The organism is Thermocrispum municipale DSM 44069, assembly GCF_000427825.1.
GTDB lineage: Bacteria > Actinomycetota > Actinomycetes > Mycobacteriales > Pseudonocardiaceae > Thermocrispum > Thermocrispum municipale.
The window spans coordinates 48,419-72,575 of sequence record NZ_ATYT01000005.1 but is presented as its reverse complement, the minus strand read 5'-3'; the positions used below and the strand labels follow the sequence as shown (position 1 = coordinate 72,575).

Below are 24,157 nucleotides of genomic sequence, written 5' to 3'. Positions count from 1 at the left end.
CTCTCGGGTGCAGCCGAAAGCGGAAGCGAGCGGCCGTCGCCCGCGGTCTCCCACCTTTGCCGGCGACAGCGGTCATTCCCCTCACGCGGGGAGCGGACCGGTGGGTTCAGCACGCCGCGCCGGCAAGCCGCGGCCGCTGCATTCGGCGTCTCGACGGGCACCGCGGTTCGGCGAGCACAACGGCGCCTGGGACACTGAAGGCCTCGAAGGAGGGCTTAATTCCGTGTCCCATCGCGAGTCGAACCACGAAGTCCGGCCGCTGCTCGGCCAGGTCGCCGACAGCGTGTCGCAAGCGATCGCGCATGCCTACCCCGAGCTGGCCGGGGCCGATCCGCTGGTGCGCCGAAGCGAGCACGCCGACTTCCAGTCGAACGCCGCGCTCGCGTTGGCCAAACGCGCCCGCACCAAGCCTGCCGAGCTGGCTCAAGCGCTCACCTCGGCGATGGCCGGCGAGCGGGTCGAGCGCGTCGAGGTCTCCGGTCCCGGCTTTCTCAACATCACGGTGCCCGACCAGCTGATCTGGGGCCAGGTCGCCGCTCGGCTGGCCAGTCCCCGCCTCGGCGTCGGCACGCCCACCGCGGCGCAGCGCATCGTGATCGACTACTCCGCGCCGAACATCGCCAAGGAGATGCACGTCGGCCATCTGCGCACGACGATCATCGGCGACAGCCTGGCGCGGGTGCTCGGATTCCTCGGTGCCGAGGTCATCCGGCAGAACCACCTCGGTGACTGGGGAACCCAGTTCGGGATGCTGATCCAGTACCTCGACGAGCACCCGGACGCCACCTGGCACCACGACGAACTGGCGGCGGGCACCTCGGCCGTTTCCGCGCTCGACGAGCTCTACCGGGCCGCCCGCGCCGCCTTCGACGCCGACCCCGACTTCGCCGAGCGTTCCCGTAACCGCGTGGTCGCCCTGCAGGCGGGCGATCCCGACACGGTCGCGCGCTGGAAGGAGATCGTCGCCGAGTCCGAGAAGGCCTTCCGTGACATCTACGACCGGCTCGGCGTACTGCTCACCCCGGAGGACTCGGTCGGCGAGTCGTTCTACAACCCGATGCTCGCCGACGTGATCGACGAACTCACCAAGGCCGGGATCGCCGTGGAGAGCGAAGGCGCGCTGGTGATCTTCTCCGACGAGGTGACCGGCCCGGAGGGCAAGCCCGCGTTGCTGATGGTGCGCAAGCGCGACGGCGGCTACGGCTACGACACCACGGACCTGGCCACCATCCGGTACCGCATCCACGATCTGAAGGCCGACCGCCTGCTGTACGTCACCGACTCGCGGCAGGCGCTGCACTTCCAACTGATCTTCGAAGCCGCCCGGCGCGCGGGATGGCTCACCGACGACATCGACGCGGCACACGTGCCGTACGGCACCGTGCTCGGGCCCGACGGCCGCCCATTCAAGACCCGGTCCGGTGGCACCGTCCGCCTGATGGACCTGCTCGACGACGCGGTGAACCGTGCCCGCGAGGTCGTGCGCGAGAAGAACCCGGACCTGCCCCGCGAGGAACTCGACCGGATCGCCGAGCAGGCGGGCATCGGCGCGGTGAAGTACGCCGATTTGTCGACATCTCGCATCAAGGACTACGTGTTCGATGTCGACCGCATGGTGTCGTTCACCGGCAACACCGGCGTCTACCTGCAGTACGCGCACACCCGGATCCGCTCGATCCTGCGCAAGGCAGGCGACCCCGACGTCACGGTCGACCCCAGCATCGCCCTGCACCCCGCCGAGCGGGCGCTGGCGCTGGAACTCGACGACTTCGGCCCGACCCTGGCGGCGGTCGCCGAGACGCTCGAGCCGCACAAGCTCTGCGGCTACCTGTACGACCTCGCCCGCGACTTCACCACGTTCTACGAGGCCTGTCCGGTGCTCAACGCCGAGGAACCGGTCCGCAGCAACCGGCTTGCGCTGTGCCGGCTGACCGCCCACACCCTGCGACAGGGACTCGGCTTGCTGGGCATCAGCGCTCCGGAACGGATGTGACGCTGTAGTCGCGGTACTCGCCGGGCTGGTGGGCCACCCCGGTCGCCGCCCTCGTCGTCGCGAGCGTGGCCGTCGACGAAGGCCGGGAGGGACGTCTCACCCGGCTTCGGCGGGCGCCAGCACGATGTCGAAACGCGTCCGGGTCCACGGTGCGTCCCCGAGGTCTCGACCGTCCGGCGTCGGCGTGCCCGGTGGCTGCTCGTCGAACCGTTTGACCAGCGACTTCTTCACACCGAAGACCGCGTCGCCGATGTCCAGCTGCGGGTCACCCTCGACGAAGATGTGCGTGACCAGCGTGCGCAGATTCTTCGCGGCCTCCTGCTGCGTGTCGACCGACGCGTTGCATCCCGCCGGGGGTCGCGTCGCCGCGCGCGTTGGCCGGACTGGTGCTGTTCACCGGTGGCTACATCGGAACGACTCCGCCCCCGCTGCCCCAGGACGACCGCCTGCGTGGGGTACCTGCCTTGCTGCGCAGCATCGAGCACGACCCGTGGGTGCCGAAGCACCGGGTGGAGGAGACGGCAGGCCTGTTGCGCGCCGCCGGGCTGGAGGTCGACGTGCGGATCGACCCCGGCGACGAGCACATCATCACCAATGAGGCGTGCGAGTCGGCGACGAAGCTACTGGCTGCGCTGGCTGTCGGCGGCTAGGGGCACTCCCTTCACGCTGATCTTCATCGCTGATGCCGGCGGGAGTTCGTTGGGGTACGCGCCACGACGTTCAGGTCTGCTCGGTCGTTCCTCACGGAAGAGCTCGCTCCGAGGGCTTGCCTCCAGCGCGCATCCCTGTGATTCTCACGTAGCAGTATGGCTTTTCATTGTGTGAGTATCAGAGTCGGCTTGGACGGCAATGCGCCCACCGTGATGCGGCGACGGAAGGAGAGCTGCGAGACGCCGTACGGGATCTCCGCGGGCTTCGGTGTCGTACGGCCGGTCCACGCCCACGGTTGGAGGAGCGGCGAGTGAAGCTGTTCAGCGAACAGACAATCCGCACTCAGATCCGCAGCGTGCTCGAGGCGTGGGGAATGCCGGAGGAACCTGCCGCTATCGCCGCAACGGCAATGGTCTACGCCGACCTGTCCGGCATCGACTCCCACGGGATCTCGATGCTGATCTCCTACGAGAAGTTGCGCGACAGCGGACACCTCAACGTGCGAGCCCAGCCCGTCGTGGAACGCGAGAACACCGCGATGGCACTGCTGAATGCCGATGGCGGCCTGGGCCATCCGGCGGCAGTCACCGCCATGAACCTGGCCGTCGACAAGGCCCGCTCCGCCGGCGTCGGGATCGTGTCGGTGCACAATTCACGACACTTCGGTACCGCCGGGTACTACGCGAAGCTTGCCGCCGAAGCAGGACTGATCGGGCTCGTCACGACCTCGGCACGAGTCGTCAGCGTGGTGCCCCCGGGCGCGGCGGTACCTCGGCTGCCCACCAATCCGATCGCCTTCGCCGCGCCTGCCCGACACAACCCGCCCTTCTTGTTGGACATGTCCACCAGCACCGTCGCCTCCAACAAGGTCAGGGCTCACGACCTCCGCGGCGAGTCGATCCCCGAGGGATGGGTCGTCGACGAGTCAGGCAGCTCGGTGACCGATCCGGGTGCGGCGATGTCCTGGATCCACCACCGCACCGGCGGCGGGCTGACCCCGCTCGGCGGATCAACTGCCACGGGCGGCCACAAGGGCTACGGCCTTGCTGTCATGGTGCAGATACTCAGTGCCGCCCTGTCCGGAGCCGACCTCGCCGTCACCCGCAGGCCGGGAGCAGCTGGGGACATCGGACACTTCTTCCTCGCGCTCGATCCCGCGTTCTTCCGCCCTGGCGGCGAGTTCCTCGCAGACGTCGACGAACTCCTGGACACTCTGCGCGCCACCCCGCCGGCTCGGCCTGAAACTCCCGTCCAGGTCGCCGGTGACCCCGAACGGAACAGTCGTGAGCTGCGCAGGATGCGCGGCATCCCGTTGCCCGACAGTCTGATCGCGAAGATCGCGGCGATCTGCGAACGAGCGCGCATTCCGTTGTTGCTCGACCAGCCCGTCCAGGAGAAGTGATCCGATGTACGACTTCTGCGTGATCGGCGGAGGGATCGTCGGCGCCGCGACCGCCCTGAAGCTGCTCGAGAGGTGCCCCGGTGCCAGCCTGCTGCTGGTGGAGAAGGCGCCTCAGCTGGGCACGCACCAAACTGGCCACAACAGCGGCGTCGTCCATTCCGGGATCTACTACGAGCCCGGCAGCCGCAAGGCCGAGCTGTGTCGCCGGGGCGCACAGGCCACCAAGGAGTTCGCCGCCGCGAACGGAATTCCGTTCGACGAGTGCGGCAAGCTGCTCGTCGCCACGAACCACGTGGAACTGCGTCGCCTCGACAACCTCGCCGAGCGCGCTGCAGTCAACCGACTGGAGATCGAGCGCCTCGATGCCGCCGAGCTCCGCCGCCGCGAACCGTACATCCGCGGTGTCGCCGCACTACTGGTGCCCAGCACGGGCATCATCGACTTCCGACTCGTCACGGCAGCGATTGCCAAGCACGTCGAGGCCGCGGGTGGGCAGATCCAGACGTCGACCGAGGTCGACCGCATCGACGAGACCGGCGACGCGGTCACCATCGGCGCCGGCGAACAGCACTGGTCGGCGCGTCGGCTTGTGGTCTGCGCCGGATTCCAGGCAGACCGTCTGGCCCGCCTCGCCAGCATCCGCACCGATACTGCGATCGTGCCGTTCCGCGGCGAGTACTACCAGCTTCCCGCCGCCCGCAAGGACATCATCCGCCATCTCATCTACCCCGTCCCGGATCCCGATCTGCCCTTTCTCGGCGTGCACCTGAGCCCCACCGTCGACGGCACCATCACTGTCGGCCCGAACGCGGTTCTCGGACTCGCCCGGGAGGGCTATCGCAAGTTCAGCGTCGACCGGAAGGACCTCGCCGAACTGGCGACCTTTCCTGGGCTGTGGCGGCTGGCGAAGGCGAACATCGCCACCGGGGCGCGGGAGATGAGGAATTCCTTGTTCAAGCGCGGCTACCTTCGCGAATGCCGCAAGTACTGTCCCTTGCTGCAAGTCGCGGACCTGCTCCCGCACGAGGCCGGCATCCGCGCCCAAGCCGTCCGCAGAGACGGCTCACTGGTGCATGACTTCGAGCTGGAACGCACACCGCGATCGGTGCACGTGCTCAATGCGCCCTCGCCCGCCGCGACGTCCGCGTTGCCGATCGGCGAGCTGATCGCCGACACATTGCTGTCCGATCGCCGACCCACAGGGTCCATCGCTTTCCGAAACCGCCCTGCTCTGGAACCAGGCTCGACAGCCTTGATTCGCGATCGAACGAGGTGCATCGCGCCTGAGTGGGCGTGCGGCAAGCAACGAAAAAGTCCTTCCCGCCTCGGCGGAAAGGACTTTTCGATCGGTGGGCCTAACGCTTCAGAACACGAACACCCTAACGGCGGAAGGCCCTGAGATCAGGATCAAGCCGGTGGGTACTCGTCGCGTGTTCTCGGGCGGTGGTGCCCAGTGAACCGCGACGAGATCATCACCGGACTAACCGACGCCCAGGCCGATGGGCTGGCCTGCGTCATCTGTGGGGAGTGTCCGATAAACGGTGGATCCGGCCTGGCATCGGTTAGTTGATGCGTCCTTCGAAAGTGATCGCGAAGGCGTTCAAGGCAGGCTTCCACCTCATCGCCCATCGTGCCCTACCCCGGCCGGTGGGGTCCAGGGCGCGGGTCGCGAGATAGAGACACTTGAGCGCGGCCTGCTCGGTCGGGAAATGCCCACGGGCGCGGATCGCCCGCCGGTAGCGGGCGTTGACCGACTCGATCGCGTTGGTCGAGCAGATCACCCGCCGGATCTCGACGTCGTAGTCGAGGAACGGCACGAACTCGCTCCAGGCGTTCTCCCAGAGTCGCACGATCGCTGGGTACTTCGGTCCCCACTTGGTGGAGAACTCGACGAACCGTTCCTTCGCCGCACCCTCGGTCGGGGCGGTGTAGACCGGTTTGAGATCGCGTGACATCTCGTCCCAATGTTGACGAGGCGCGAACCGAAAAGTGTTGCGGATCAAGTGAATGATGCAGGTCTGCACCACCGCGAGTTCCCACACGGTGTTGATCGCCTCGGGTAAGCCTTTGAGGCCGTCGCAGACGACGATGCACACATCGGCCACTCCGCGGTTCTTGATCTCGGTGAGCACCGCGAGCCAGAACTTGGCGCCTTCACCGCCGTCGCCGGCCCACAAACCGAGGATGTCGCGTTCGCCGTTGACGGTGACCCCGATCGCGACGTAGATGGGTCGGTTGGTGACCTGCCCGTCGCGGATCTTGACGTGGATGGCGTCGATGAACATCACCGGATAGACCCGGTCGAGCGGCCGGTTCTGCCACTCGGTCATCTCCTCGAGCACCTTGTCGGTGATCCGGGAGATGGTGTCCTTCGACACCGAGGCTCCGTAAATGTGTCGGTGATCCGGGAGATGGTGTCCTTCGACACCGAGGCTCCGTAAATGTCCTGGAAGTGCGCCGAAATCTCCCCGGTGGTCAGCCCTTTCGCGCTGAGGGAGAGCACGATCTCGTCGATTCCGGTCAGCCGGCGTTGGCGTTTGCGCACGATCTTCGGTTCGAAGCTCGACTCGGTGTCCCGCGGGACGTCGATCTCGACCGGGCCGATCTCGGTCAGCACCGTTTTCGACCTCGTGCCGTTGCGGGAGTTGCCGCTGCCGCGGCCGGCCGGGTCGTTCTTCTCGTAGCCGAGGTGCTCGGTCATCTCCGCATCCAGCGCGGTTTCGAGCACGTTCTTCGTCAACTGCCCCAGCAGTCCGTTCGGGCCCATCAGCTCGATGCCCTGCTCTTTGGCCTGGGCCAGCAGTTGCTGCGCCAGTTCCAGCTGGTTCACCTCGTCTGCCATGGGCTCCAGTGTTTCCGTCATGGTCGATCCTTTCCGCCAAGCCTGCCGCTCGGCGTGTCAGGCCAACCCGGATCCACCGTTATTCAGACAGTCCCTCGATGGCCTGTGGGCGGGTTGCGATTGCCCCGTGGGCCCACGCGGTATCGCGTATGTCGGCGAACCAGCCGGCCATGATGTCGAGGGCGTTGTTGTGCAGGGTCGGGTTGGTGCCCGCGAGGGCGTCGCTGATCATCCAAAGTTTGTAGTCGAGTCCGCGCCCGTCGACTACGGTGCTGAGGACGCAGGCGTCGGTAAGGATGCCGCAGATGAGTAAACCGTTGATGTGCAGGTTGCGGAGGAGCATGTCGAGGTCGGTGTGGAGAAAGGCGCTGTACCGACGTTTCTGTACGATCCTGTCGCCCGGCTGAGGCTGGAGCGGTGGTACGAACTCGAGTCCCGCCCCGCCGTCCACGCAGCTGGGTGGCTCGATGTGTCGTGATAGTCCGAAGTCCGACAGGTCGGCCCTGTGGACGTGTTGGGTGTGGATCACCGGCCAACCGTGGACGCGTGCGCTGGTGGTGAGTTTCTCGATTGCGGGGATGATATCGGTGGCACCGTGTGCCGGAATCGCGCCGTCGGGCTGGACTCCATCGCGCTGCATGTCTACGACCAGGACGCCGTAACGTTCGCCGTCTTCAAAGGGAAGGTACATGGTTACTCTCCGCTCGTAGTCTCGGGTGCGCGGGCAGACCTCGACCGCAGCCAGCCGTAGGTCTCGCGCACGAGTGCAGCTGTGATGACAAGGAAGCCGATCCAGCCAACGATGATCGTGGCCCACAGGATCACTTCGAAGGTCGTTTCGTTCATGCTGAGTGCTCTCCTTCAACCTCGTGGGCGCGCTCTGCGCTCGTACCCGTGCGGGGTGCGCCGTACTGTCTCAGCTGGGCAAAGTCGTACCGTTGTCGGCTGATGACGGGGCTAAGTAGAAGAACCGCAACGGGTACAAGTAGGGAGACGAGGTTGCCGACGAAGTAGTCGATCTCTGGGTCGTCGATCGCGACATAGGCGATGATGCCCGAGCTCATGCCGATGATCACGGATCCGATTGCTAATGATGCGCTGGGGCGACGCCAGAACATGCCTGTGAGCAGGGCGCCGATCGGGGCAGCGAACACGATGCCGCTTACGATGTCGATACGCAGGAGGGACACTCCCTCAAGCGCGAGTGCACCGATGCAGGTGAATACCCCGAAGACGATCGTGGCGGCTTGGGTGAATCGCTTCTTCTGCCGCGGTGTCCGGTTCCCACCCATGACGCCGTCCTGGACATCGACGGCCATGGCCGCTTGGAAGCCGGCGAGAGAGTTGCCGGCCGTGGTGAGCCCAGCCATGAAGATCGTCAGTGAGAACAGTAGTGAGCCAATGGAGCCGAAGTTCTCGCTGAAGATGTAGCCCGAGACTTCGGTCGAGACCCGCAGCTCGTCGCCGACTGTGATCTCGTCGGCGATACCGATGCCCCCGAGGACCATGCCGAACAGAATAGGAATGGGGATCCACGCGACGACGGTGCCGAGGATATAGGCGCCCAACAGCGACTTGCTTGATCCAGCCGCGCGAGCCTTGGAGTAGTAGCCCTGATTGAGTAGCACAAAGCCCATGCTGACCACCATCGCAACGGCGAAGTAGCGGACAGCTGCTGGTGCCCAGAACGTCATCGCATCCGCATTGTGGGTTGCGACATCAGCGTTAGCCGCCGCGCGTTGCAGGCCATCGTAGAGATTTCCGATGCCGAAACGTGCCAGGATGATGGGTATCAAGACGAGCGAGACGGCCGAGATGATGACGAACTGGATTACGTCGTTGATGACCGCGCCGCGCAGTCCCGCGATCGCAATGTAGCTGACCACGACGGCGGTCGCTCCGACTGCGACAAGCGGATAGGCGACGTCGAACGACCCCGAAACGGCGTAGGCGACGCCGATAATCTGCTCAACACAGATGTACAGGGCCATCAGGAGCGTCATTCCCAGGAGCAGGTGATGTGTCGCCGCGCCGTACCGCTGCTGCAGGAACTCCAGGAAGGTCGTCCCGTGCGGCATGATCCGGCGTAGCCGGAGCGCGAGCGGGATGAACACGAAGAATGGGACGGCAGACCCGAACGCGAACGCAAACCCGCCACCGATACCGAACAGGTACCCCGCCTCCGCAGCACCCAGCAGGCTCGTAGTCCATAGCCAAGACACCATCACGCTCGCGCTGACGATACCGAACGGTAGTCGGCGGCCGGCGACAATGAAATCGTCGACGTCGTCCACGGGCGCGCGCTTGGCAACCCAGAGTGCGACGGCCAGGAAGATGAGGCCAAATCCGACAAAGACGAGAATCACTGTCCACCTCTTGTAGATTGTCAACAATCAACCCCGTCGTCGGGGACGTAACCACAACTCCCCAGGGGAGTCAACAGCCGAGCCAGATCTTGAGCACGGCGCTTCATCGTCGAGGGCCGGGGAGCCAGGCATTTGCGGGCAACACCCGATGATGCGTTCTAGACGGTGTCCCCGCCGCCTCCAGCAAGCGCTGATCCGGGTCGCACGAGGCCCTGTCTGGCGGGCCTCGTGCCGACTGACATCACGCGGCCGACAAGCGGCCAGCATGCCGCGACCGCCCGCGACCTACGGGCCGCACAGATTTCCTGCACGGGAGTCGTGGGATCAAACGTGGTGCGAAAGGACGTCTATCGGTGGTGCGTGGAGCGACTGATGCGGTGCGACATGCCACTCATGACACCGAAATTGCGGGCATGTTGCGCGGAGCGGCGTTCTTTTAATCCGTGGGTTGTGGGTTCGAGTCCCACGGGGCCCACCCCGCGCACAAGGCTCGAACCCCTGCCAACGATTCGTCGGGCAGGGGTTCGAGCCTTGTGCGCGGGGTGGAGCTGAGGGGAATCGAACCCCTGACCTCCTCGATGCGAACGAGGCGCGCTACCAACTGCGCTACAGCCCCTAGCGGCTCGATGAGCATAGCAAGCCGCTCGATCAAGCCGTGCGGGAGGGGTTATTCACCCACCGCCCGCCGATACATCGGAAGGTCGGGCTCCGCCAGCTCGTGGAACGCCGGGTCCTCGTCGTAGACGTCGACGACCACCGCGTTTCGCGGCGGCTGAGGCCTCTCGCGCGGCCGACGCTCCACCAGCTGCACCGGCTCCTCCTCCACGTCGTACTCGTCGTCGTAGTCCTCGTAGTCCTCGTGGTACTCGGCTCGCAGGTCGCGCTCGAACCTGCGGTCGTAGACGCGATCGAGCTCGTCGTCCCGGATGCGCCGCCGCTCGGCCGCGCGCGCCCCGGCCAGCCTCGCCATCCTGCGCTGGCGGATCTCGTTCTCGATGCGCACCTGCCTGCGCAGGTAGGCCAGGTAGCTGGCGAGAACCACCGTTGCCGCACCGGTCAGCCAGAACAGTGGGGTGAACGCCACTCCGGCGACGATGGCGGACAGCACGATCGTGGCCAGCAGAGTCAGCACGACCCGCTGACGGAACGCATACTTCGCCCGCGCGGCCAGCTCCGCCGCGTGCGGATCGAACCCGCCGCGACCGGGCCGGTAGCGACGCTGCGGTCGCGGCAGTGGCTCCCCGTAGTCGTCGTCGAGCTCCGCATCCGCACGGGTGAGACGCTCGTCACCGAACTGTTCGTCCTCGGCGTCGTCGTGGCCGCTTCGCGCCTCGACTTCCTCGGCGTCCTCGTAGTGGTCCTCGTCGTGTTCGCTGGATTCGGGCATGGCCTCCTCCTCCTGGTCGACGACGTCGTCCCGGCCGCCACGCACCACCCGGGATGCCAACGCGTCATCGCCTGTCTCGGCGATTTCCTGCCGTTTGCGCACGACCATCGGTACGAGCACGACAAGCCACGCGACCGCAAGCGCGACGATGATCAACGAGCTCGGCATCTCGGCTCCCCGCTGCACTCCTACATGTTCTCGTCACGCTAGTCACACCAGTAACAGATCGCTTGGAGGCTCGCCGTAATCGATCACGGAAAGTCGTCACCGGATCGGGGCAAGTCATGCAGAACTTCGTCAAACGCGCTCGGCGCCGCCGCGGTCGATCAGGCGCGCCACCAATCCGCTCCCGGTTTCCTCCGCGGTGAGCGCGAAACACACGTGGTCTCGCCAGGCGCCGTCGACGTAGAGGTAGCGCTCGAACAAGCCTTCCTCGCGGAAGCCGTGCTTGGTCAGCACGCGGAGACTGGCCGCGTTGTCCGGACGCACGGTCGCTTCGAGGCGGTGCAGCGCCGCGTCGGAGAACGCGTGGTCCACCGCCAGGGCGACGGCGGCGGTCGCGACACCTTTCGACGCCAGCTCCGAATCCACCCAGTAGCCGATCCATGCGGATTGCAGCGAGGCCCGCACGATATTGCCGATGGTCACTTGACCAGCGAAAACACCGTTGACGGTGATCGCGAAGGGCAGACAGGCACCGCGCCGGGCCAGCGTGCGCAGGCCCGCCCACTGCGTCGTCCAACTGAGCCCGCTGTGCCGCTCCTGCCACGTTCCCGGCGCCGACGGCTCCCAGCGCTGCAAGTAGTCACGGTCGCGCACCCGGATGCGCCGCCACGGGCCACCATCGCGGAGGCGAACCGGCCGGAGGGCGACGTCTCCCGCGCGCACCCGCAACGTGCCCAGCCGCGCGGGCCAGCCGGGGTGCTTGCCATCCGGTTGCCCCGCCATCCCAGCGGGCTGCTGCGGCCGCGACATGTGCCGCACGTTAGCCGCGCTGCGCGAGGAAGGCGACCTGCACTTCTTCCCCCGAGGCGATCTCGGTCTGCAGTTCACCCACAGTGATCAAACAGTTCGCCTCGGCCAACGAGGACAGCATGTTCGTCCCCGAGATGCCGAGCGGCTGCACGAGGTACTCCCCGGTGCTCTCGTCGCGCATGAGCTGCCCGCGGAGGTAGCCCCGCCTGCCGTGCACGGACGAGATCGGGGACAACAACCGGGCATTGATCACGCGGCGATGCGGGTTGCGTGCGCCGCGCGCCGCCTTGATCAACGGGCGCACGAAGACCTCGAAGACCACCAGCGCACTCATCGGGTTGGCGGGCAGCAGGAAGGTCGGCACGGAATCGGGTCCCAGCCGCCCGAACCCTTGCGTCGACCCGGGGTGCATGGCCACGCGGGTCTCGTCGATGTGCCCGAGGTCGGACAGCGCCGCGCGCACGTCCTCGCCCGCGCTACCGCCCGCTCCCCCGGCGATGACGACGATCTCCGACATCAGCAAGCGGCCCTCGACGACCTCCCGCAACCTGCTCGCCTCGGTCGACACAATGCCGACACGGCTGACCTCGGCACCGGCGTCGCGCGCGGCGGCGGCCAGCGCGTAGGAGTTCACGTCGTAGACCTGCCCGACCGTCGGCGTGCGATCGACGTCCACCAGCTCGTCGCCGACCGAGATGATCGACACGCGCGGACGTGGGTACACCAGCACTTTGGACCGACCGACCGCGGCAAGCAGACCCACCTGAGCGGAACCGATGATGTCGCCTTTGCGGACCGCGACATCACCGATCTGCACGTCCTCGCCCATGCGCCGCAGGTACGCCGCCGACGGCACGCTGCGCATGACGGCGACCCGGGCCAGGTGGCCGTTGGTGTACTTCACCGGCACCACGGCGTCGGCCAGCGTGGGTAGCGGCGCACCGGTCGCCACTCGCACCGCTTGGCCTGGCTGCAGGCGCCGCGGCTGCCGCGATCCGGCGTGGATCTCCCCGACCACCGGCAGTTCGATCGGGTTGTCCTCCGTCGCTTCCCGCACGTCCACGCTGCGCACCGCGTACCCGTCGACCGCGGCTTGGTCGAAACCTGGCAGCGCCTGCTGAGCGACCACTTCCTCCGCGCACAACAGCCCTTGGGATTCCGAGATCGCCACTCGCACCGGCCTCGGCCGCACCGCGGCGGCCAGCACCCGGGCCAGGTGGTCGTCGACCGACCGGAAGTCGTCATCCGGTGCCATCTGGTCGGTCCCGGACACCATCGTGCCTGCCATGTCGGCACCGACGTGGCCCTCGTGCTGCTGCTCTGGTGTGGTCATGGTCGTGCGATTCTGTCCGTCAACCAGGTCTTCAAGCTCGGACCGTACTCCGGATCGTCCAGCGCGAAGTCGATCGCGGCTCGCAGGAAACCGCCGGGATTGCCGAGATCGTGGCGGGGACCGCGGTGCACCACCACGTGCACCGGATGCCCTTCCTCGATCAGCAGGCCCACGGCGTCGGTGAGCTGGAGTTCACCCCCGCTGCCCGGGGTGATTCGCCGCAACGCGTCGAAGATGGCGCGGTCCAGCAAGTAGCGGCCGGCCGCGGCGAAGGTCGACGGGGCCTGGTCGGCGGGCGGCTTCTCCACCATGCCGTTGACCTTCTTGATGTCGGCGTCGCCGGTGTCGGTGACGTCGAAGACGCCGTAGGCGGAGATCTCCTCTTTCGGGATGTCGAACGCGCACAACACGCTGCCGCCGTATTCGGCGCGCACCTTCGCCATCCGTTCCAGCACGCCTCTGGGCAGCACGAGGTCGTCCGGGAGCAATACGGCGACCGCGTCGTCGTCCGGGCCGAGATTGTTCTCGGCACAGGCCACTGCGTGACCGAGACCGAGCGCTTCTTCCTGGATGGCCACTTCCACGTCGATCAGGCTGGGAGCCCGGCGAACCTTAGCGAGCTGGTCGTCCTTACCTTTGGCCTGCAGCGACTGCTCGAGTTCCGGCGCGGGCCGGAAATAGTCGACGACCGACTGCTTCGACGGAGACGTCACGATGACCAGTCGCTTGGCTCCGGCCTCCGCGGCCTCGGTGGCGACCAGCTCGATGCCAGGCGTGTCCACGACGGGCAGTAGCTCTTTGGGAACCGATTTGGTAGTGGGAAGAAAGCGCGTGCCCAGGCCGGCGGCGGGCACGATGGCGGTCGTGAACGTCTGGTGCTCTTCGCTGGCCGTCATGGCCATGAGCCTAACGTGAGGTGGTGTACGTGTCCGGGAACGAACCGGCCCGTGGCGCTCAACGGGCGTGGACCAAGCACGAATGGCGAACCCATCTGCTCGCCGAACGCGACGCCGTGTCCGCCGAAGAGCACGCCAGAGAGGCCGAGCTGCTGGCCGAACGCGTGGCCGAGGTCGCGGCATCGCACGGCGCGGACACCGTCGCCTGCTATGTGCCGTTCGGCACCGAGCCCGGCACGGTGCAGTTGGCCGACACGCTGCGGGATGCCGGAGCCCGCGTGCTCGTGCCCGTAGTACCCAGACGTCGCGTCCCGCTGCTGTGGACGGTCTACGAAGGGCGCGACGGACTCGCGGAAGGGCCGCTGCCCGGACTGCTCGAGCCGACCGGCGACCGGATGCCACCGGAAACCATCGCCGAAGCAGGCCTGGTGTTCGTACCCGCGCTCGCGGTCGACTCACGTGGCGTGCGACTCGGGCGTGGCGCGGGCTACTACGACCGAACCCTGCCCCTGGCCGATCCCGAGGCTGATCTGGTCGGCGTGGTGCGGGACTCGGAGTTCGTGGCCGAGCTGCCCGCCGAGCCGCACGACGCTCGGCTCACCTCGGTGGTCACCCCGCACGAGGGGTATCGGCGTCTGGGAAGGTGAGTCCCCAGCGCTGGAAGCGCGAACTTCTCGCGAGCCGAGGCCCCTGGGGGAACTCGGCCGGGGTTTCCGCGCGGCGGGTGGATTCGCTCCGATGCCGCGTCTCCGCACCTCATCCTTCAGACGCCGCATCCCGCATGCCGCGGCCCCGCGCTCGTGACCCGCCTTGCTGTGCCGCAAGCCCGAGCCGGCATGCTGCGCCCCACGCCTGTGACCCGCATGCCGTGCCGCAAACCCGCGACCCGCTGCTGCCAACCCCGTTGTCCGCGGCAGGCGATCCGCACCCGTATCGTGTGAAGGCTGCCGGCGAGCACGCACCGTCGATCCACCGCAACGTCGTAGCTTGCCCGCGGCGACCGCGTCGATGTGTGAGCTAGACCCGTTTGCCAGCGCAGAATTCGATAACGCACAATGGAGTTGGCACTCGAGCCGCTCGAGTGCCAACGTTTGCCGATGAGGAGTCTTCGGTGCCCACCTACCAGTACGCCTGCAAGCAGTGTGACCACCGGTTCGAGGCGGTTCAGTCGTTCAGCGACGCGAGCCTGACCGAGTGCCCGGAGTGTTCCGGCCCGTTGCGCAAGCTGTTCGGCTCGGTCGGCGTGATCTTCAAGGGCAGCGGCTTCTACCGCACGGACTCCCGCGCGTCGTCCAGCTCCAACGGCTCGGCGTCCAACGGCTCGTCGAGCAGCAGCTCGTCGAGCAAGTCCAGCGACAAGTCGAGCTCTTCATCGTCCTCCCCCTCGTCCAGTTCGAGCGCTGCGTCCAAGGCCTCCTGAACATCGCACGCGGCGCTGACAGTTTCGCGACTGGAGGCCGCCGAAGCGGCGAGTTGTCCACAACGACGGGGTTATCCACAGGCGACGCTCGCACGGGTGTGATCAGCGCTCGGCGATCCATAACGTGCGAGGCATGCCTGACATCGCTCGCATCTCTCGCGCCCTGCTTCCGCGGCTGACTCGCCGGCCGCGGCCGAGACGTCGGATCCGCAGGTCGTTCTTGACAGTTGGTTTCGCTCGACGCGCGTTGGCGCTGCTGCTACTCGCCGCGGCCGCAGTGTTCGCCGCACAGCCCGCAACGAGCGCGCAGGAGCCTCGCGCGCCTGCGGTCGTCACCAGCCGGGACTTGTCCGCGGGCCACAAGCTTGCAGCGGCGGACGTGCGGGTCACCCAGCTGCCGACGAGCGCGATCCCGGCCGGCGCACTGTCCTCTCCCAAGGACGCAGTCGGTCGCGTGCTGTCCGGTGCTGCTCGCAGCGGCGAGCCGGTCACCGACGCGCGGCTGGTCGGACACGCGGGAAGCAGCACATCCGCTGCGCCCGGCACAGCGACGGTCCCGATCCGCCTCGCCGATCCCGCGGTGGCCGCCTTACTGCAACCCGGCGCTCTCGTCGATGTGGTCACCATGGCCGAATCCGCCGGCGAGAGCCGCACACTCGCCAGTCAGGCGACTGTTGTCACTGTGACTGCTGATGACAATGAGACCCGACCGGACCGTGCGCAGCTAGTACTGCTCCAATTACCTACAGCAACCGCCAACCGGCTCGCCGCCGTGTCGCTGAAACAGCCGGTGACCGTTACCCTGCGGTAGCCGCAACCACTGTGGCGCCGGCCACAGTGTGCGAGGGCGGCCGGGAACGGAAGGCCCGTTCGTTGGAGCAGTCAAGGAGTGCTGGTCATGCTCAAGGGGTTCAAAGAGTTCCTGATGCGAGGGAACATCGTCGAACTCGCGGTCGCGGTGGTCATCGGTACTGCCTTCGTCGACCTGGTCTCGATCTTCACCAACAGCATCATCAATCCGCTGATCGCCGCGCTCGGCGGCGGCAGCGATGTCGGGCTCGCGGTGCAGCTCGTCGAAGGTAACCCGAAGTCGGTGCTGGACTTCGGCGCGGTGATCAACGGCGCGGTGACATTCGTGCTGACCGCTGCGGTCGTCTACTTCCTGGTCGTGGTTCCGTTCAACAAGATCCAGGCGCGGATCAAGGCGCGCCGCGGAATCCCGCAGCAGGAAGAGCCGCCGAGCGACAACGAGCTGCTGATCGAGATCCGGGACCTGCTCAAGGCTCAAGCCAACCGGTAACGCGAGCGACCACGGCTCCGCCGGGGCTGCCCGATCGAGGTACCCCGGCGGAGGGAACCCTGCTCCGCCGGCTTAGTGATGCGGCGGCCGGTTGGCGAGGAACCATTCGTCGCGATCGGTGTCCCGAGGTGAACCGTCGTCACGCTCGTCGGAGGTCGTCTCGGGAAGGACCTCGCCGAACACTTCCTGGAGGCGCTGACGGGTCACCGCGGGTCGCCGGGCCGGCTTGTCGTTGACGGATTCCGGCTTACCGGCGCCGGCGGAGTCGGACTGTCGGCCGGTTTCGGACATGTCGCCAATGATGGCACGCACGCCGACCGTTCCGGCCGGCCGGAACTCAAGACGTCACACCGGCGAGGACAAGCACTGGGCCGCCACCGACGCGGGCCGGATCCCGGCGCTACTGGCGCCGTCCGGGCTTCAGCCCTCGGTGGCGAGCTCGCCGGAGAGCTCTGCGATCACGTGCGGCACGAGGGATGACAGGGTGGCCATGCTGTCGCGCACCGCAGCGCGCGAGCCGGCCAGGTTGACCACCAGGGTGCTTCCCGAAATGCCGACCAGGCCGCGGGAAACACCGGCGTCGAGCGCACCGGCGGACAGTCCGGAGGAACGCAGGGCCTCGGCGATTCCCGGGATGGTCTGATCGAGCACACCTTGGGTCGCTTCCGGTGTCACGTCGCGGGGCGAGACGCCGGTGCCGCCGACCGTGATCACCAAGTCCGCGCCACCGATGACCGCGGTGTTCAGGGCGTTGCGGATGGCGACAGTGTCGGCGTGCACGGTGACGGTGCCGTCGACGATGAAGCCGACTTCCTTCAGCAGCTCGGTGACGAGCGGACCCGTGGAATCCTCGACCTCGCCGTTGGCCACTCGGTCGTCGACGATGACGACCAACGCCCTCCCCAACCGTTGCGCCGCGCTACGTTCCATGGTCGTTACGTTAGTCGGTCCCCACAGCGGGACGCAGCGCGGTTCGACCGACGTGTCAGGTGTCGACATCAGGCTCCCAGAAGATCGAGTTGTGGTATCGGCTCCCCGACACCTGTCGAGGGGCAAACGGCTGGCGTGCGCTGAGAACGGCGCCGGACGGTGCGACGGATCGGCCGGGCCGGTTCGGCGGGCCTACCGAGCGGCGCGACGGGTCGGCCGGAGCGGCGTGGCGGGAATGGCCGAAGCGGCGCGACGGATCGGCCGAGGCACCGCTTCGCGGCCCCACGTCCTCCGCACGCTGGACCCCTCAAGCACGGCAACGCGGTTGCCCCGTGCTGGAAGAGCCGCCGACGGCAGCCGCCGCTACGCGGAGCGCTCAACCAGCTCGCGCAGCGGCCTCGGCTCGGCTGTGGATCAGTTCGGGACGGGCTGCGCGCCGAGGGTGATGTCGACCGTGCGGTCGTTGTCCAAGGTCAAGGTGACTTTCTCCCCGGCGGCCCTGGTGCGCACCGCGGCCACCAGCTCGTCGGCGTCCTCGATCGGACGGTCGCCGAACTTGGTGACCACGTCGCCGGACTTCAGCCCGGCCTTCTTAGCGGGCGAGTTGTCCATGACCTCGACGATCTCCGCGCCACCCTCCTCTGCGTCGCGCACCGTCGCGCCGATGTAGGTCTGCGTCGCCTTACCGGTCTTCATGATCTCGTTCGCGGTGCGACGCGCCTGGTCGATCGGGATGGCGAACCCGATGCCGATGTTGCCGATGCGGCCACCGTCCTGTCCCGGCGCGGACGACGGCGGGCTGTAGATCGCCGAGTTGATCCCGATCACCCGGCCGTTCATGTCCACCAGCGGACCGCCGGAGTTGCCCGGGTTGATCGCCGCATCGGTCTGGATCGCATCCATCGCGGTGGCCTGGTCGCCACTGCCACTGGCGGTGACCGGGCGGTTGAGCGCGCTGATGATGCCCGCGGTCACCGTGCCGGACAGTTCGTACGGTGAGCCGATGGCGACCACGCTCTGCCCCACGCGCAGATCGTCGGACCGGCCCAGCTCCACGGGCTTGAGGCCGTCGACACCCTCGAGCTTGATCACAGCGATGTCGGTCGTCGGGTTACGACCCACCACCTTGGCCTGGGCCCTGCTGCCGTCCTGGAACACGGCGGTGATCTGGCCCCTCCCGTTCGCGGCGGGCTCGACCACGTGGTTGTTGGTCATGACGTAGCCGTCGTCGGTCAGCACGAAGCCGGAGCCCTCCCCGGCGGACCCGTTGCCCTGCACCTTGAGCTGCACCACGCTCGGCGCGACCTTCTCCGCGACGGCCTCCACGCTGCCCTTCGGCGCGCTGCCGGTCTGCCGCGCGGGAGGCTCCTGTTCCAGCGCGTTCACCGTCGTGTCGGGCCCGGCTCCGTCCGCGGCCAGGTACCCGGACACGCCGCCGGCGCCCGCACCCACCAGCAAAGCGAGCGCTGCCACTCCGGCGACCAACTTGCCGCGGCCCGATTTCGGCGGCGCAGGCATCGGCTGCGTCTGATACCCCATCGATGGATACGCAGGTGCCCCGGACTGCTGCGCTTGCTGCGTCGCCTGCTGGGTCTCATCGGTCGGCCACACCGGGCCGGCAGACGTCGAGTCGTCGTTCTGCTGCATATCTCCACCGTGCGCTGCGGTCCTGAGAATCAACTGAGTCCACGCTGTGGGCTTACCTTCAAGCCTAACCGGGTTCGCCGGGCAGCCGGATGGTCATCAGCGCTCCGCCGCGAGCCGAACGACCGGCGTAAACCGTACCGCCGTGACGTTGCGCGGCCTGCTTGACGATGGCCAGGCCAAGACCCGAGCCGGGCAGGCCACGGGCGCTCACCGAGCGATAGAAGCGCTCGAAGACATTCGGGATGTCGTCGTCGGCAATGCCCGGGCCCTCGTCGGCGACCTCGACGACGGCCGTGCCGTCGCCCAGCGGACGCAGCCGCACTTCGACGGTGCCGTTCTCCGGGGAGAACTTGACCGCGTTGTCCAGCAGGTTCAGCACCGCCCGCTCGAGCTCGCTGGAATCGCCGTACACCGCCCACGGCTGCAGCGACACGTCGAACTCGATGCTGCCGGCCCGACGTCGCGCCCGTTCCAGCGCTCGTTCCACCACGTCGACCATCTCGACCCGCTCCGGCTCGGCAGGTGGAGCGTCGCCGCGGGCGAGCAAGGACAGGTCGCCGATCAGCTGGGTGATCTCGTCGAGCTGGCCGGTGACGTCCCTGGCGATGTCGGCTCGATCCTCCGGCGACAGCGTCCGAGCGCCGGGTTTGTCCGCCGCCAGCAGCAGCTCGAGGTTGGTCCGCATGGACGTCAACGGCGTGCGCAGCTCGTGGCCGGCGTCGGCGACGAGCTGCCGTTGTCTTCGCTGCGCATCCTCCACCGCGGCCAGCATCCGGTTGAAGCTGACGGTCAGCCTGGCCAGCTCGTCGTCGCCGGTGACCGGGATCGGACGCAGATCTCCGGTCGCCGACACGCGCTCGGTCGCTGCCGTCAGGTTTTCCACCGGACGCAGGCTTCCGCGCGCTACGGCCGTGCCCGCGCCCGCGGCGACCAGCACGCCCGCGCCACCAACACCGAACAGCACGAGGGCCAATCGGCGCAGGATCTGCTGGGTCGGCTCCAGTGGCTGGGCCAGCACAATCGCCTCCCCGGGACCCGAGGGCAGCGCGATCACTCGCGAATTCGTCTTCGGCTCGGTGCGCAACGAGATGTCTTGCAGGCCGCTGGCCACCCGCAGCTCGGACTCACCCCACGGCGGAGCATGCCCGACCGGGTTCCGCATCTGCGCCACACCCGGCCGCCCGGCGAGCGACAGCACGCCGATCTCGATGTCGGTCGAGGCAAGGAACGCGGCGGGAATCTGCTCGACACGGTTGGTGACCGGCGGCGACTGCACCGCGTTCTCGGCGCGCTCGATCAGCTGCTCGTCCAGCGTCTCGTAGAGGTTGGCGCGCATCGTCCAGTACGCGCCGAAGGACACCAACGCGACCGTGCCCGCGACACACGTGGCGGCCAGCAGCGTGACGCGCCGGCGGAGCGACATCCGTCTCGGCGTCTGCTCCTCGCTGTCCTGCCGGTCCTCGGCGGCACGGGTCACGGAGGCGTCTCCCGCAGCACGTAGCCGACACCGCGCACGGTGTGGATCAATCGCGGTTCACCACCGGCTTCGGTTTTGCGCCGCAGGTAGCCGATGTAGACCTCGAGAGCGTTGCCCGAGGTCGGGAAGTCGTAGCCCCAGACTTCCTCCAGGATCCTGCTGCGGGTCAGCACGTGTTTCGGGTAGGTCATCAGCAGCTCGAGCAGCGCGAACTCGGTCCGCGTCAGGCTGATGGTCCGCTCGCCACGAGTGACTTCCCGGGTCGCAGGATCCAGGGTCAGGTCCGCGAACGACAGGACCTGTGATTGCCCGTCTCCCACCGGCTCGGTCGAGGACCTTCGCAACAGGGCGCGCAGCCGGGCGAGCAGCTCCTCCAACGCGAACGGCTTCGGCAGGTAGTCGTCTGCGCCCGCGTCCAAGCCGGCCACCCGGTCGGAGACCGCGTCGCGCGCGGTGAGCACCAGAATCGGCAGGTCGTCACCCCTGCTGCGGAGCCTGCGGGCCACTTCGAGCCCGTCCACGCGCGGCATCATCACGTCCAGCACCATGGCGTCCGGCCGGTTCGCGTCGATCATCTCGAGGGCCTGGGCACCGTCGCTGGCCAGGTCGACCGAGTAGCCGTTGAACTCCAGTGATCGGCGCAGCGAGTCCCGCACCGCCCGGTCATCGTCGACGACAAGAATGCGCATGCCCACAGTCTTACCGCTGGAGCTGAGTCCTGCCTGAGAACCCTGGTCAGCTCGGGTCGCGCGGCACGGGCGCGTTCCACTTGCGCCACAGGGCGAGCAGCCGCACGGTGATCACGACGACCGATCCGAGGATCGCCACCGGCCCCATCGGCAGCTTCAGCAGGTAACCGAGGCCGACGACGACCGCGCCCAGCAGTGCGGCCAGCGCATAGATCTCCTTACGCAGGACCACCGGGATCTCGCGCAGCAACAGGTCGCGCGCCGCGCCACCACCGATACCGGTGGTCATGCCGATCAAGCACGCGGTGTACACCGGCGCGTTCAGGTCGAGCGCGATGACCGTGCCCGACGTCGCGAAGACCCCGAGCCCGAACGCGTCGGCGACCAGCACTGGTTTCCGCAGCCGAGCGATCTGTGGGTGGAAGTAGAACGTCACGAGTGCCGTCACCACGCAGACAGCCAGGAACGGCCACGTCCGCAAGGTCGTCGGCGGGTGCACACCGAGCAGCACGTCCCGCAGGATCCCGCCGCCGAGCCCGGTCGTCACCGCGAGCACGGCCACGCCGAACAGGTCGAGCCGGGCCTGCACGGCCGCCAACGCGCCCGACGCGGCAAAGGCCACCACGCCGATCAGCTCGAGCGCGAGAAGCATCAGTCGTCGAGGAGCCCGCCCCGATAAGCCAGGAGTGCGGCCTGCACCCGGTTGGCCGCGCCAATCTTGGCCAGCACCGAGGACACGTAACCCTTCACCGTGGCTTCCGAGAGGAACAGCGTCGAACCGATCTCCGAGTTGGACATCCCCTGCGCGATCAGGGTGACGACCTCACGCTCGCGCTCCGACAGGGAGGCCAGCAGCTCGCGCGCCGGTTCGGCCGCCCTGGCTTCGTCCCGCTGGGCCCGAACCATGCGGGCCGCCACGCCAGGGTCGAGCACCGCACCCCCGCGAGCCAGATCTCGCACTGCCTGCACCAACGACGCCGGACGGATGTCCTTCAACAGGAAGCCCTGTGCGCCCGCGCTGAGCGCACGGGACACGTAGCTGTCGATGTCGAACGTGGTGAGCATCGCGACCGTCGGCGGCTCGGGCAGCGCGAGGATGCCGCGCAGCGCCTCCAGGCCGTCTTCCTCGCCGGCCATCTTGATGTCCAGCAGCACGACGTCCGGGTGGTGCCTACGGGCCACCTCGACCGCGGACCGGCCGTCACTGGCCTCGCCGACGACCTCGATCCCGTCCGCCCCGGACAACATCGTGCGCAAACTCGAGCGGACGATCTCCTCGTCGTCCGCGAACATCACCCTGATCACTGGCGCCCTCCGACCTGGCCTGTCACGTTGAGGCTACCTAGTAAGACGCCGAAGAACGCATCGCCGTACGCGCGAGCCGGGATTAGGGTGCAACAAGCTTTACCGGACCCGCTACTCTGACACCATCAGCCCTCGTAGCTCAGGGGATAGAGCACCGCTCTCCTAAAGCGGGTGTCGTAGGTTCGAATCCTACCGGGGGCACCACAAGGATGGGAACAGGACCGTCACCCGATGGGTGACGGTCCTGTTCCGTATTCTCTTGTTTGCGCTGCTGACGGCGTTGCCGCGCAGCGTCGAGCGAGATGACCGCCGCGTCGTGGGCAGTCCGGCTGGCGGCGGTGATGGTAGGGCCGGTCAGGGTGACCCGGCAGGTGGCGGTGTTGGTGTCGCGGTTGTAGCGGATCTCCAGCCGGAGGGCTTCGAACAGGGCGCGGGCCAGCTCGTCGGGTAGTTGGTCGACTTCGATCTTCATCACGGGGAGCGCATCGAGCAGGCCGGGGTTGGGTGCGGCCAGGATGCGCTGCTCAGCCTCTGCGAGCTGCATTTCGAGCTGCTCGCGCTGGGCCCGGAGCTCGGCGCGCCGCTCGTTGATGTCACGGACGAAGTCCTCGTCGGGGTCGTCGACGAGTTCGAAGTTGCGGATCGTCCGCTTGATCTTGACGTCGATGTCGGCGATCGCTCTGCGGAGTCCTGTGACCTGCTGTTCTCGCTCCTGCGCCACGGTGGCGTCGAGTTGGCGGAGGTTGGCGTCGAGCAGTTGGCGGCGGTAGTCGCCGAAGACGTGATCGGACAGGAAGGCGTTGACCTTCTCCAGCAGGTGGTCCTCGCGGACGAAGACGCCCCCGGCGGCTGGGTGGCCGGCGGGGAGGTATGCCTTCTTGGGGTTGCAGGCGTAGTAGACCCGCCGTCGGGTTTTGCCGTTCATGCGCCTCCCGCACAGGTCGCAGAACAGGTAGGTGCGGAAGAGGTAGGACCGTTTGGTCTGCGGGTGCTTGGTGTTCGGTCCGGGGTCTGTGCGGGAGCCGAAGCGGTGTCCGCTGACTTCTTGGACCTGGATGAAGGTGTCGAGGTCGACCAGCACCTCGTGCACTGGTTCGGGTGACCAGATCCACTCGGAGACGGGGTTGCGCCGGTTGCCAGCGGACTTGCGGGCACGGCGGTTCCACACCATGTGTCCGGTGTACTTCGGGTTGGTGAGGATGTCGCGCACGTTGGAGTAGGTCCACAGGCCGACCGCCCGCGACGGGGTGTTCGGCGTGGGCGGCGGGTTGGTCGCCAGATCTCGGTTGAGTCGGTCGGCGATGGGCTGGTAGCCGAGGCGCTCCTCCAAGCGCCACTTGAAGATCCGCTTGACGACCGGGGCCTCGGCCGGGTTGGGCTCGAGGAAGGTCTTCTTCTGGCCCTTGGCTCGCTTGGCCGGGACCGGGTGCGGGACGTGTTTGGCTTGGTAGCCGTAACACGGTTTGCCGATGTTGAAGCCCTCCTCGGTGTGCACGGCGATGCCGTCCCAGGACTTCTCTAGCATCTCGACCACGTAGAACTCG

At 67.4% G+C, this 24,157-nt stretch carries 23 protein-coding genes, 2 tRNA genes and 3 pseudogenes; 9 read left to right on the top strand and 19 right to left on the bottom strand.

The window, feature by feature from the left end; translation table 11 throughout:
• Positions 1-223 precede the first annotated feature (223 nt).
• Positions 224-1,993 (top strand): arginine--tRNA ligase, encoded by a 1,770-nt coding sequence (gene argS / locus YWM_RS0105600; RefSeq protein ID WP_245565932.1) that lies wholly within the window; start codon positions 224-226, stop codon positions 1,991-1,993.
• A gap of 96 nt (positions 1,994-2,089) precedes the next feature.
• On the opposite strand, the gene YWM_RS27035 is transcribed toward argS, so the two are convergent.
• The gene (locus YWM_RS27035) at positions 2,090-2,224 is read right to left on the bottom strand and encodes a hypothetical protein (protein ID WP_281168798.1); all 135 of its coding nucleotides are present in this window, start codon (positions 2,222-2,224) and stop codon (positions 2,090-2,092) included.
• A 143-nt stretch (positions 2,225-2,367) separates the two neighbouring features.
• On the opposite strand from YWM_RS27035, the gene YWM_RS22360 reads away from it, so the two are divergent.
• The 3 genes from YWM_RS22360 to lhgO all read left to right on the top strand — a co-directional run bounded on the left by YWM_RS22360 (position 2,368) and on the right by lhgO (position 5,445).
• Positions 2,368-2,643 carry an alpha/beta hydrolase gene (locus YWM_RS22360; protein WP_052344596.1) on the top strand — a complete coding sequence of 92 codons (276 nt, stop codon included), beginning with the start codon at positions 2,368-2,370 and terminating at the stop codon, positions 2,641-2,643.
• A 311-nt stretch (positions 2,644-2,954) separates the two neighbouring features.
• Positions 2,955-4,046, top strand: coding sequence for an Ldh family oxidoreductase (locus YWM_RS0105585; protein ID WP_028849883.1), 1,092 nt, complete (start codon positions 2,955-2,957; stop codon positions 4,044-4,046).
• 4 nt (positions 4,047-4,050) lie between these two features.
• On the top strand, positions 4,051-5,445 hold the full coding sequence (lhgO, locus tag YWM_RS22355; RefSeq protein ID WP_084612201.1) for an L-2-hydroxyglutarate oxidase: 1,395 nt from the start codon (positions 4,051-4,053) through the stop codon (positions 5,443-5,445).
• Positions 5,446-5,608: 163 nt separating this feature from the next.
• On the opposite strand, the pseudogene YWM_RS22350 reads toward lhgO, so the two are convergent.
• The 10 genes and pseudogenes from YWM_RS22350 to YWM_RS0105535 form a co-directional block, all read right to left on the bottom strand.
• Positions 5,609-6,520 (bottom strand): annotated as a pseudogene (locus YWM_RS22350) (IS256 family transposase); the annotation flags it as partial.
• Positions 6,521-6,552: 32 nt separating this feature from the next.
• Positions 6,553-6,813 (bottom strand): annotated as a pseudogene (locus YWM_RS27145) (transposase); the annotation flags it as partial.
• Positions 6,814-6,967: 154 nt separating this feature from the next.
• Positions 6,968-7,579, bottom strand: coding sequence for a cysteine hydrolase family protein (locus tag YWM_RS22345; protein ID WP_052344594.1), 612 nt, complete (start codon positions 7,577-7,579; stop codon positions 6,968-6,970).
• A gap of 2 nt (positions 7,580-7,581) precedes the next feature.
• A complete protein-coding gene (locus tag YWM_RS26080) occupies positions 7,582-7,734 on the bottom strand; it encodes a hypothetical protein (protein WP_156914664.1) in 153 nt (50 codons plus the stop codon).
• A complete protein-coding gene (locus tag YWM_RS22340) occupies positions 7,731-9,254 on the bottom strand; it encodes a sodium:solute symporter family transporter (RefSeq protein ID WP_052344593.1) in 1,524 nt (507 codons plus the stop codon). Before YWM_RS22340 ends, YWM_RS26080 begins: the two co-directional genes overlap by 4 nt.
• A gap of 543 nt (positions 9,255-9,797) precedes the next feature.
• Positions 9,798-9,870: transfer RNA gene (locus YWM_RS0105555), tRNA-Ala, on the bottom strand.
• Positions 9,871-9,921: 51 nt separating this feature from the next.
• Complete coding sequence (sepX, locus tag YWM_RS0105550; RefSeq protein ID WP_342664927.1) at positions 9,922-10,827, bottom strand: divisome protein SepX/GlpR; 906 nt, start codon at positions 10,825-10,827, stop codon at positions 9,922-9,924.
• A gap of 111 nt (positions 10,828-10,938) precedes the next feature.
• Positions 10,939-11,616 (bottom strand): GNAT family N-acetyltransferase, encoded by a 678-nt coding sequence (locus YWM_RS0105545; RefSeq protein WP_043659833.1) that lies wholly within the window; start codon positions 11,614-11,616, stop codon positions 10,939-10,941.
• A 10-nt stretch (positions 11,617-11,626) separates the two neighbouring features.
• A complete protein-coding gene (gene glp, locus YWM_RS0105540; protein ID WP_028849880.1) occupies positions 11,627-12,892 on the bottom strand; it encodes a molybdotransferase-like divisome protein Glp in 1,266 nt (421 codons plus the stop codon).
• Between the two features lie 53 nt (positions 12,893-12,945).
• The gene (locus YWM_RS0105535; RefSeq protein WP_028849879.1) at positions 12,946-13,845 is read right to left on the bottom strand and encodes a UTP--glucose-1-phosphate uridylyltransferase; all 900 of its coding nucleotides are present in this window, start codon (positions 13,843-13,845) and stop codon (positions 12,946-12,948) included.
• Between the two features lie 29 nt (positions 13,846-13,874).
• On the opposite strand from YWM_RS0105535, the gene YWM_RS22335 reads away from it, so the two are divergent.
• From YWM_RS22335 to mscL, 4 genes are all read left to right on the top strand, one after another.
• Complete coding sequence (locus YWM_RS22335; protein ID WP_084612222.1) at positions 13,875-14,492, top strand: 5-formyltetrahydrofolate cyclo-ligase; 618 nt, start codon at positions 13,875-13,877, stop codon at positions 14,490-14,492.
• Positions 14,493-14,956: 464 nt separating this feature from the next.
• Positions 14,957-15,265, top strand: a complete 309-nt coding sequence (locus tag YWM_RS25575) for an FmdB family zinc ribbon protein (protein WP_084612200.1) — start codon at positions 14,957-14,959, stop codon at positions 15,263-15,265.
• Positions 15,266-15,398: 133 nt separating this feature from the next.
• Positions 15,399-16,076 carry a Flp pilus assembly protein CpaB gene (cpaB, locus tag YWM_RS0105515; RefSeq protein WP_028849878.1) on the top strand — a complete coding sequence of 226 codons (678 nt, stop codon included), beginning with the start codon at positions 15,399-15,401 and terminating at the stop codon, positions 16,074-16,076.
• 87 nt (positions 16,077-16,163) lie between these two features.
• Positions 16,164-16,565 carry a large conductance mechanosensitive channel protein MscL gene (gene mscL, locus YWM_RS0105510; protein WP_028849877.1) on the top strand — a complete coding sequence of 134 codons (402 nt, stop codon included), beginning with the start codon at positions 16,164-16,166 and terminating at the stop codon, positions 16,563-16,565.
• A 72-nt stretch (positions 16,566-16,637) separates the two neighbouring features.
• Here the strand turns inward: mscL and YWM_RS22330 are convergent, their stop codons facing one another.
• The 7 genes from YWM_RS22330 to YWM_RS0105475 all read right to left on the bottom strand — a co-directional run bounded on the left by YWM_RS22330 (position 16,638) and on the right by YWM_RS0105475 (position 22,613).
• On the bottom strand, positions 16,638-16,856 hold the full coding sequence (locus YWM_RS22330) for a hypothetical protein (protein ID WP_156914662.1): 219 nt from the start codon (positions 16,854-16,856) through the stop codon (positions 16,638-16,640).
• Positions 16,857-16,985: 129 nt separating this feature from the next.
• Complete coding sequence (locus YWM_RS0105500) at positions 16,986-17,495, bottom strand: MogA/MoaB family molybdenum cofactor biosynthesis protein (RefSeq protein WP_028849876.1); 510 nt, start codon at positions 17,493-17,495, stop codon at positions 16,986-16,988.
• 414 nt (positions 17,496-17,909) lie between these two features.
• Positions 17,910-19,142, bottom strand: a complete 1,233-nt coding sequence (locus tag YWM_RS0105495; protein WP_211232437.1) for a S1C family serine protease — start codon at positions 19,140-19,142, stop codon at positions 17,910-17,912.
• Positions 19,143-19,206: 64 nt separating this feature from the next.
• The gene (locus YWM_RS0105490; RefSeq protein WP_052344631.1) at positions 19,207-20,565 is read right to left on the bottom strand and encodes a sensor histidine kinase; all 1,359 of its coding nucleotides are present in this window, start codon (positions 20,563-20,565) and stop codon (positions 19,207-19,209) included.
• 50 nt (positions 20,566-20,615) lie between these two features.
• Positions 20,616-21,308: a response regulator transcription factor gene (locus YWM_RS0105485; protein ID WP_028849873.1), complete on the bottom strand. Its 693-nt coding sequence runs from the start codon at positions 21,306-21,308 to the stop codon at positions 20,616-20,618.
• A gap of 46 nt (positions 21,309-21,354) precedes the next feature.
• Complete coding sequence (locus YWM_RS0105480; RefSeq protein WP_028849872.1) at positions 21,355-21,963, bottom strand: trimeric intracellular cation channel family protein; 609 nt, start codon at positions 21,961-21,963, stop codon at positions 21,355-21,357.
• Positions 21,960-22,613: a response regulator gene (locus YWM_RS0105475; RefSeq protein ID WP_028849871.1), complete on the bottom strand. Its 654-nt coding sequence runs from the start codon at positions 22,611-22,613 to the stop codon at positions 21,960-21,962. The genes YWM_RS0105480 and YWM_RS0105475 overlap by 4 nt, the downstream gene beginning before the upstream one ends.
• Before the next feature lie 128 nt (positions 22,614-22,741).
• On the opposite strand from YWM_RS0105475, the gene YWM_RS0105470 reads away from it, so the two are divergent.
• Positions 22,742-22,817 (top strand) — tRNA-Arg (locus tag YWM_RS0105470).
• Positions 22,818-23,475: 658 nt separating this feature from the next.
• Here the strand turns inward: YWM_RS0105470 and YWM_RS27230 are convergent.
• Positions 23,476-24,138 (bottom strand): annotated as a pseudogene (locus tag YWM_RS27230) (recombinase family protein); the annotation flags it as partial.
• Between the last annotated feature and the right edge of the window lie 19 nt (positions 24,139-24,157).

Bases quoted from the DNA above. Each gene is read 5' to 3' on its own strand.
- lhgO (WP_084612201.1), top strand. From the start codon at position 4,051: ATGTACGACTTCTGCGTGATCGGCGGAGGGATCGTCGGCGCCGCGACC.
- YWM_RS22345 (WP_052344594.1), bottom strand. From the start codon at position 7,579: ATGTACCTTCCCTTTGAAGACGGCGAACGTTACGGCGTCCTGGTCGTA.
- YWM_RS26080 (WP_156914664.1), bottom strand. From the start codon at position 7,734: ATGAACGAAACGACCTTCGAAGTGATCCTGTGGGCCACGATCATCGTT.
- YWM_RS0105545 (WP_043659833.1), bottom strand. From the start codon at position 11,616: ATGTCGCGGCCGCAGCAGCCCGCTGGGATGGCGGGGCAACCGGATGGC.
- glp (WP_028849880.1), bottom strand. From the start codon at position 12,892: ATGGTGTCCGGGACCGACCAGATGGCACCGGATGACGACTTCCGGTCG.
- YWM_RS0105535 (WP_028849879.1), bottom strand. From the start codon at position 13,845: ATGACGGCCAGCGAAGAGCACCAGACGTTCACGACCGCCATCGTGCCC.
- cpaB (WP_028849878.1), top strand. From the start codon at position 15,399: ATGCCTGACATCGCTCGCATCTCTCGCGCCCTGCTTCCGCGGCTGACT.
- mscL (WP_028849877.1), top strand. From the start codon at position 16,164: ATGCTCAAGGGGTTCAAAGAGTTCCTGATGCGAGGGAACATCGTCGAA.
- YWM_RS22330 (WP_156914662.1), bottom strand. From the start codon at position 16,856: ATGTCCGAAACCGGCCGACAGTCCGACTCCGCCGGCGCCGGTAAGCCG.
- YWM_RS0105500 (WP_028849876.1), bottom strand. From the start codon at position 17,495: ATGGAACGTAGCGCGGCGCAACGGTTGGGGAGGGCGTTGGTCGTCATC.
- YWM_RS0105495 (WP_211232437.1), bottom strand. From the start codon at position 19,142: ATGCAGCAGAACGACGACTCGACGTCTGCCGGCCCGGTGTGGCCGACC.
- YWM_RS0105490 (WP_052344631.1), bottom strand. From the start codon at position 20,565: ATGTCGCTCCGCCGGCGCGTCACGCTGCTGGCCGCCACGTGTGTCGCG.
- YWM_RS0105485 (WP_028849873.1), bottom strand. From the start codon at position 21,308: ATGCGCATTCTTGTCGTCGACGATGACCGGGCGGTGCGGGACTCGCTG.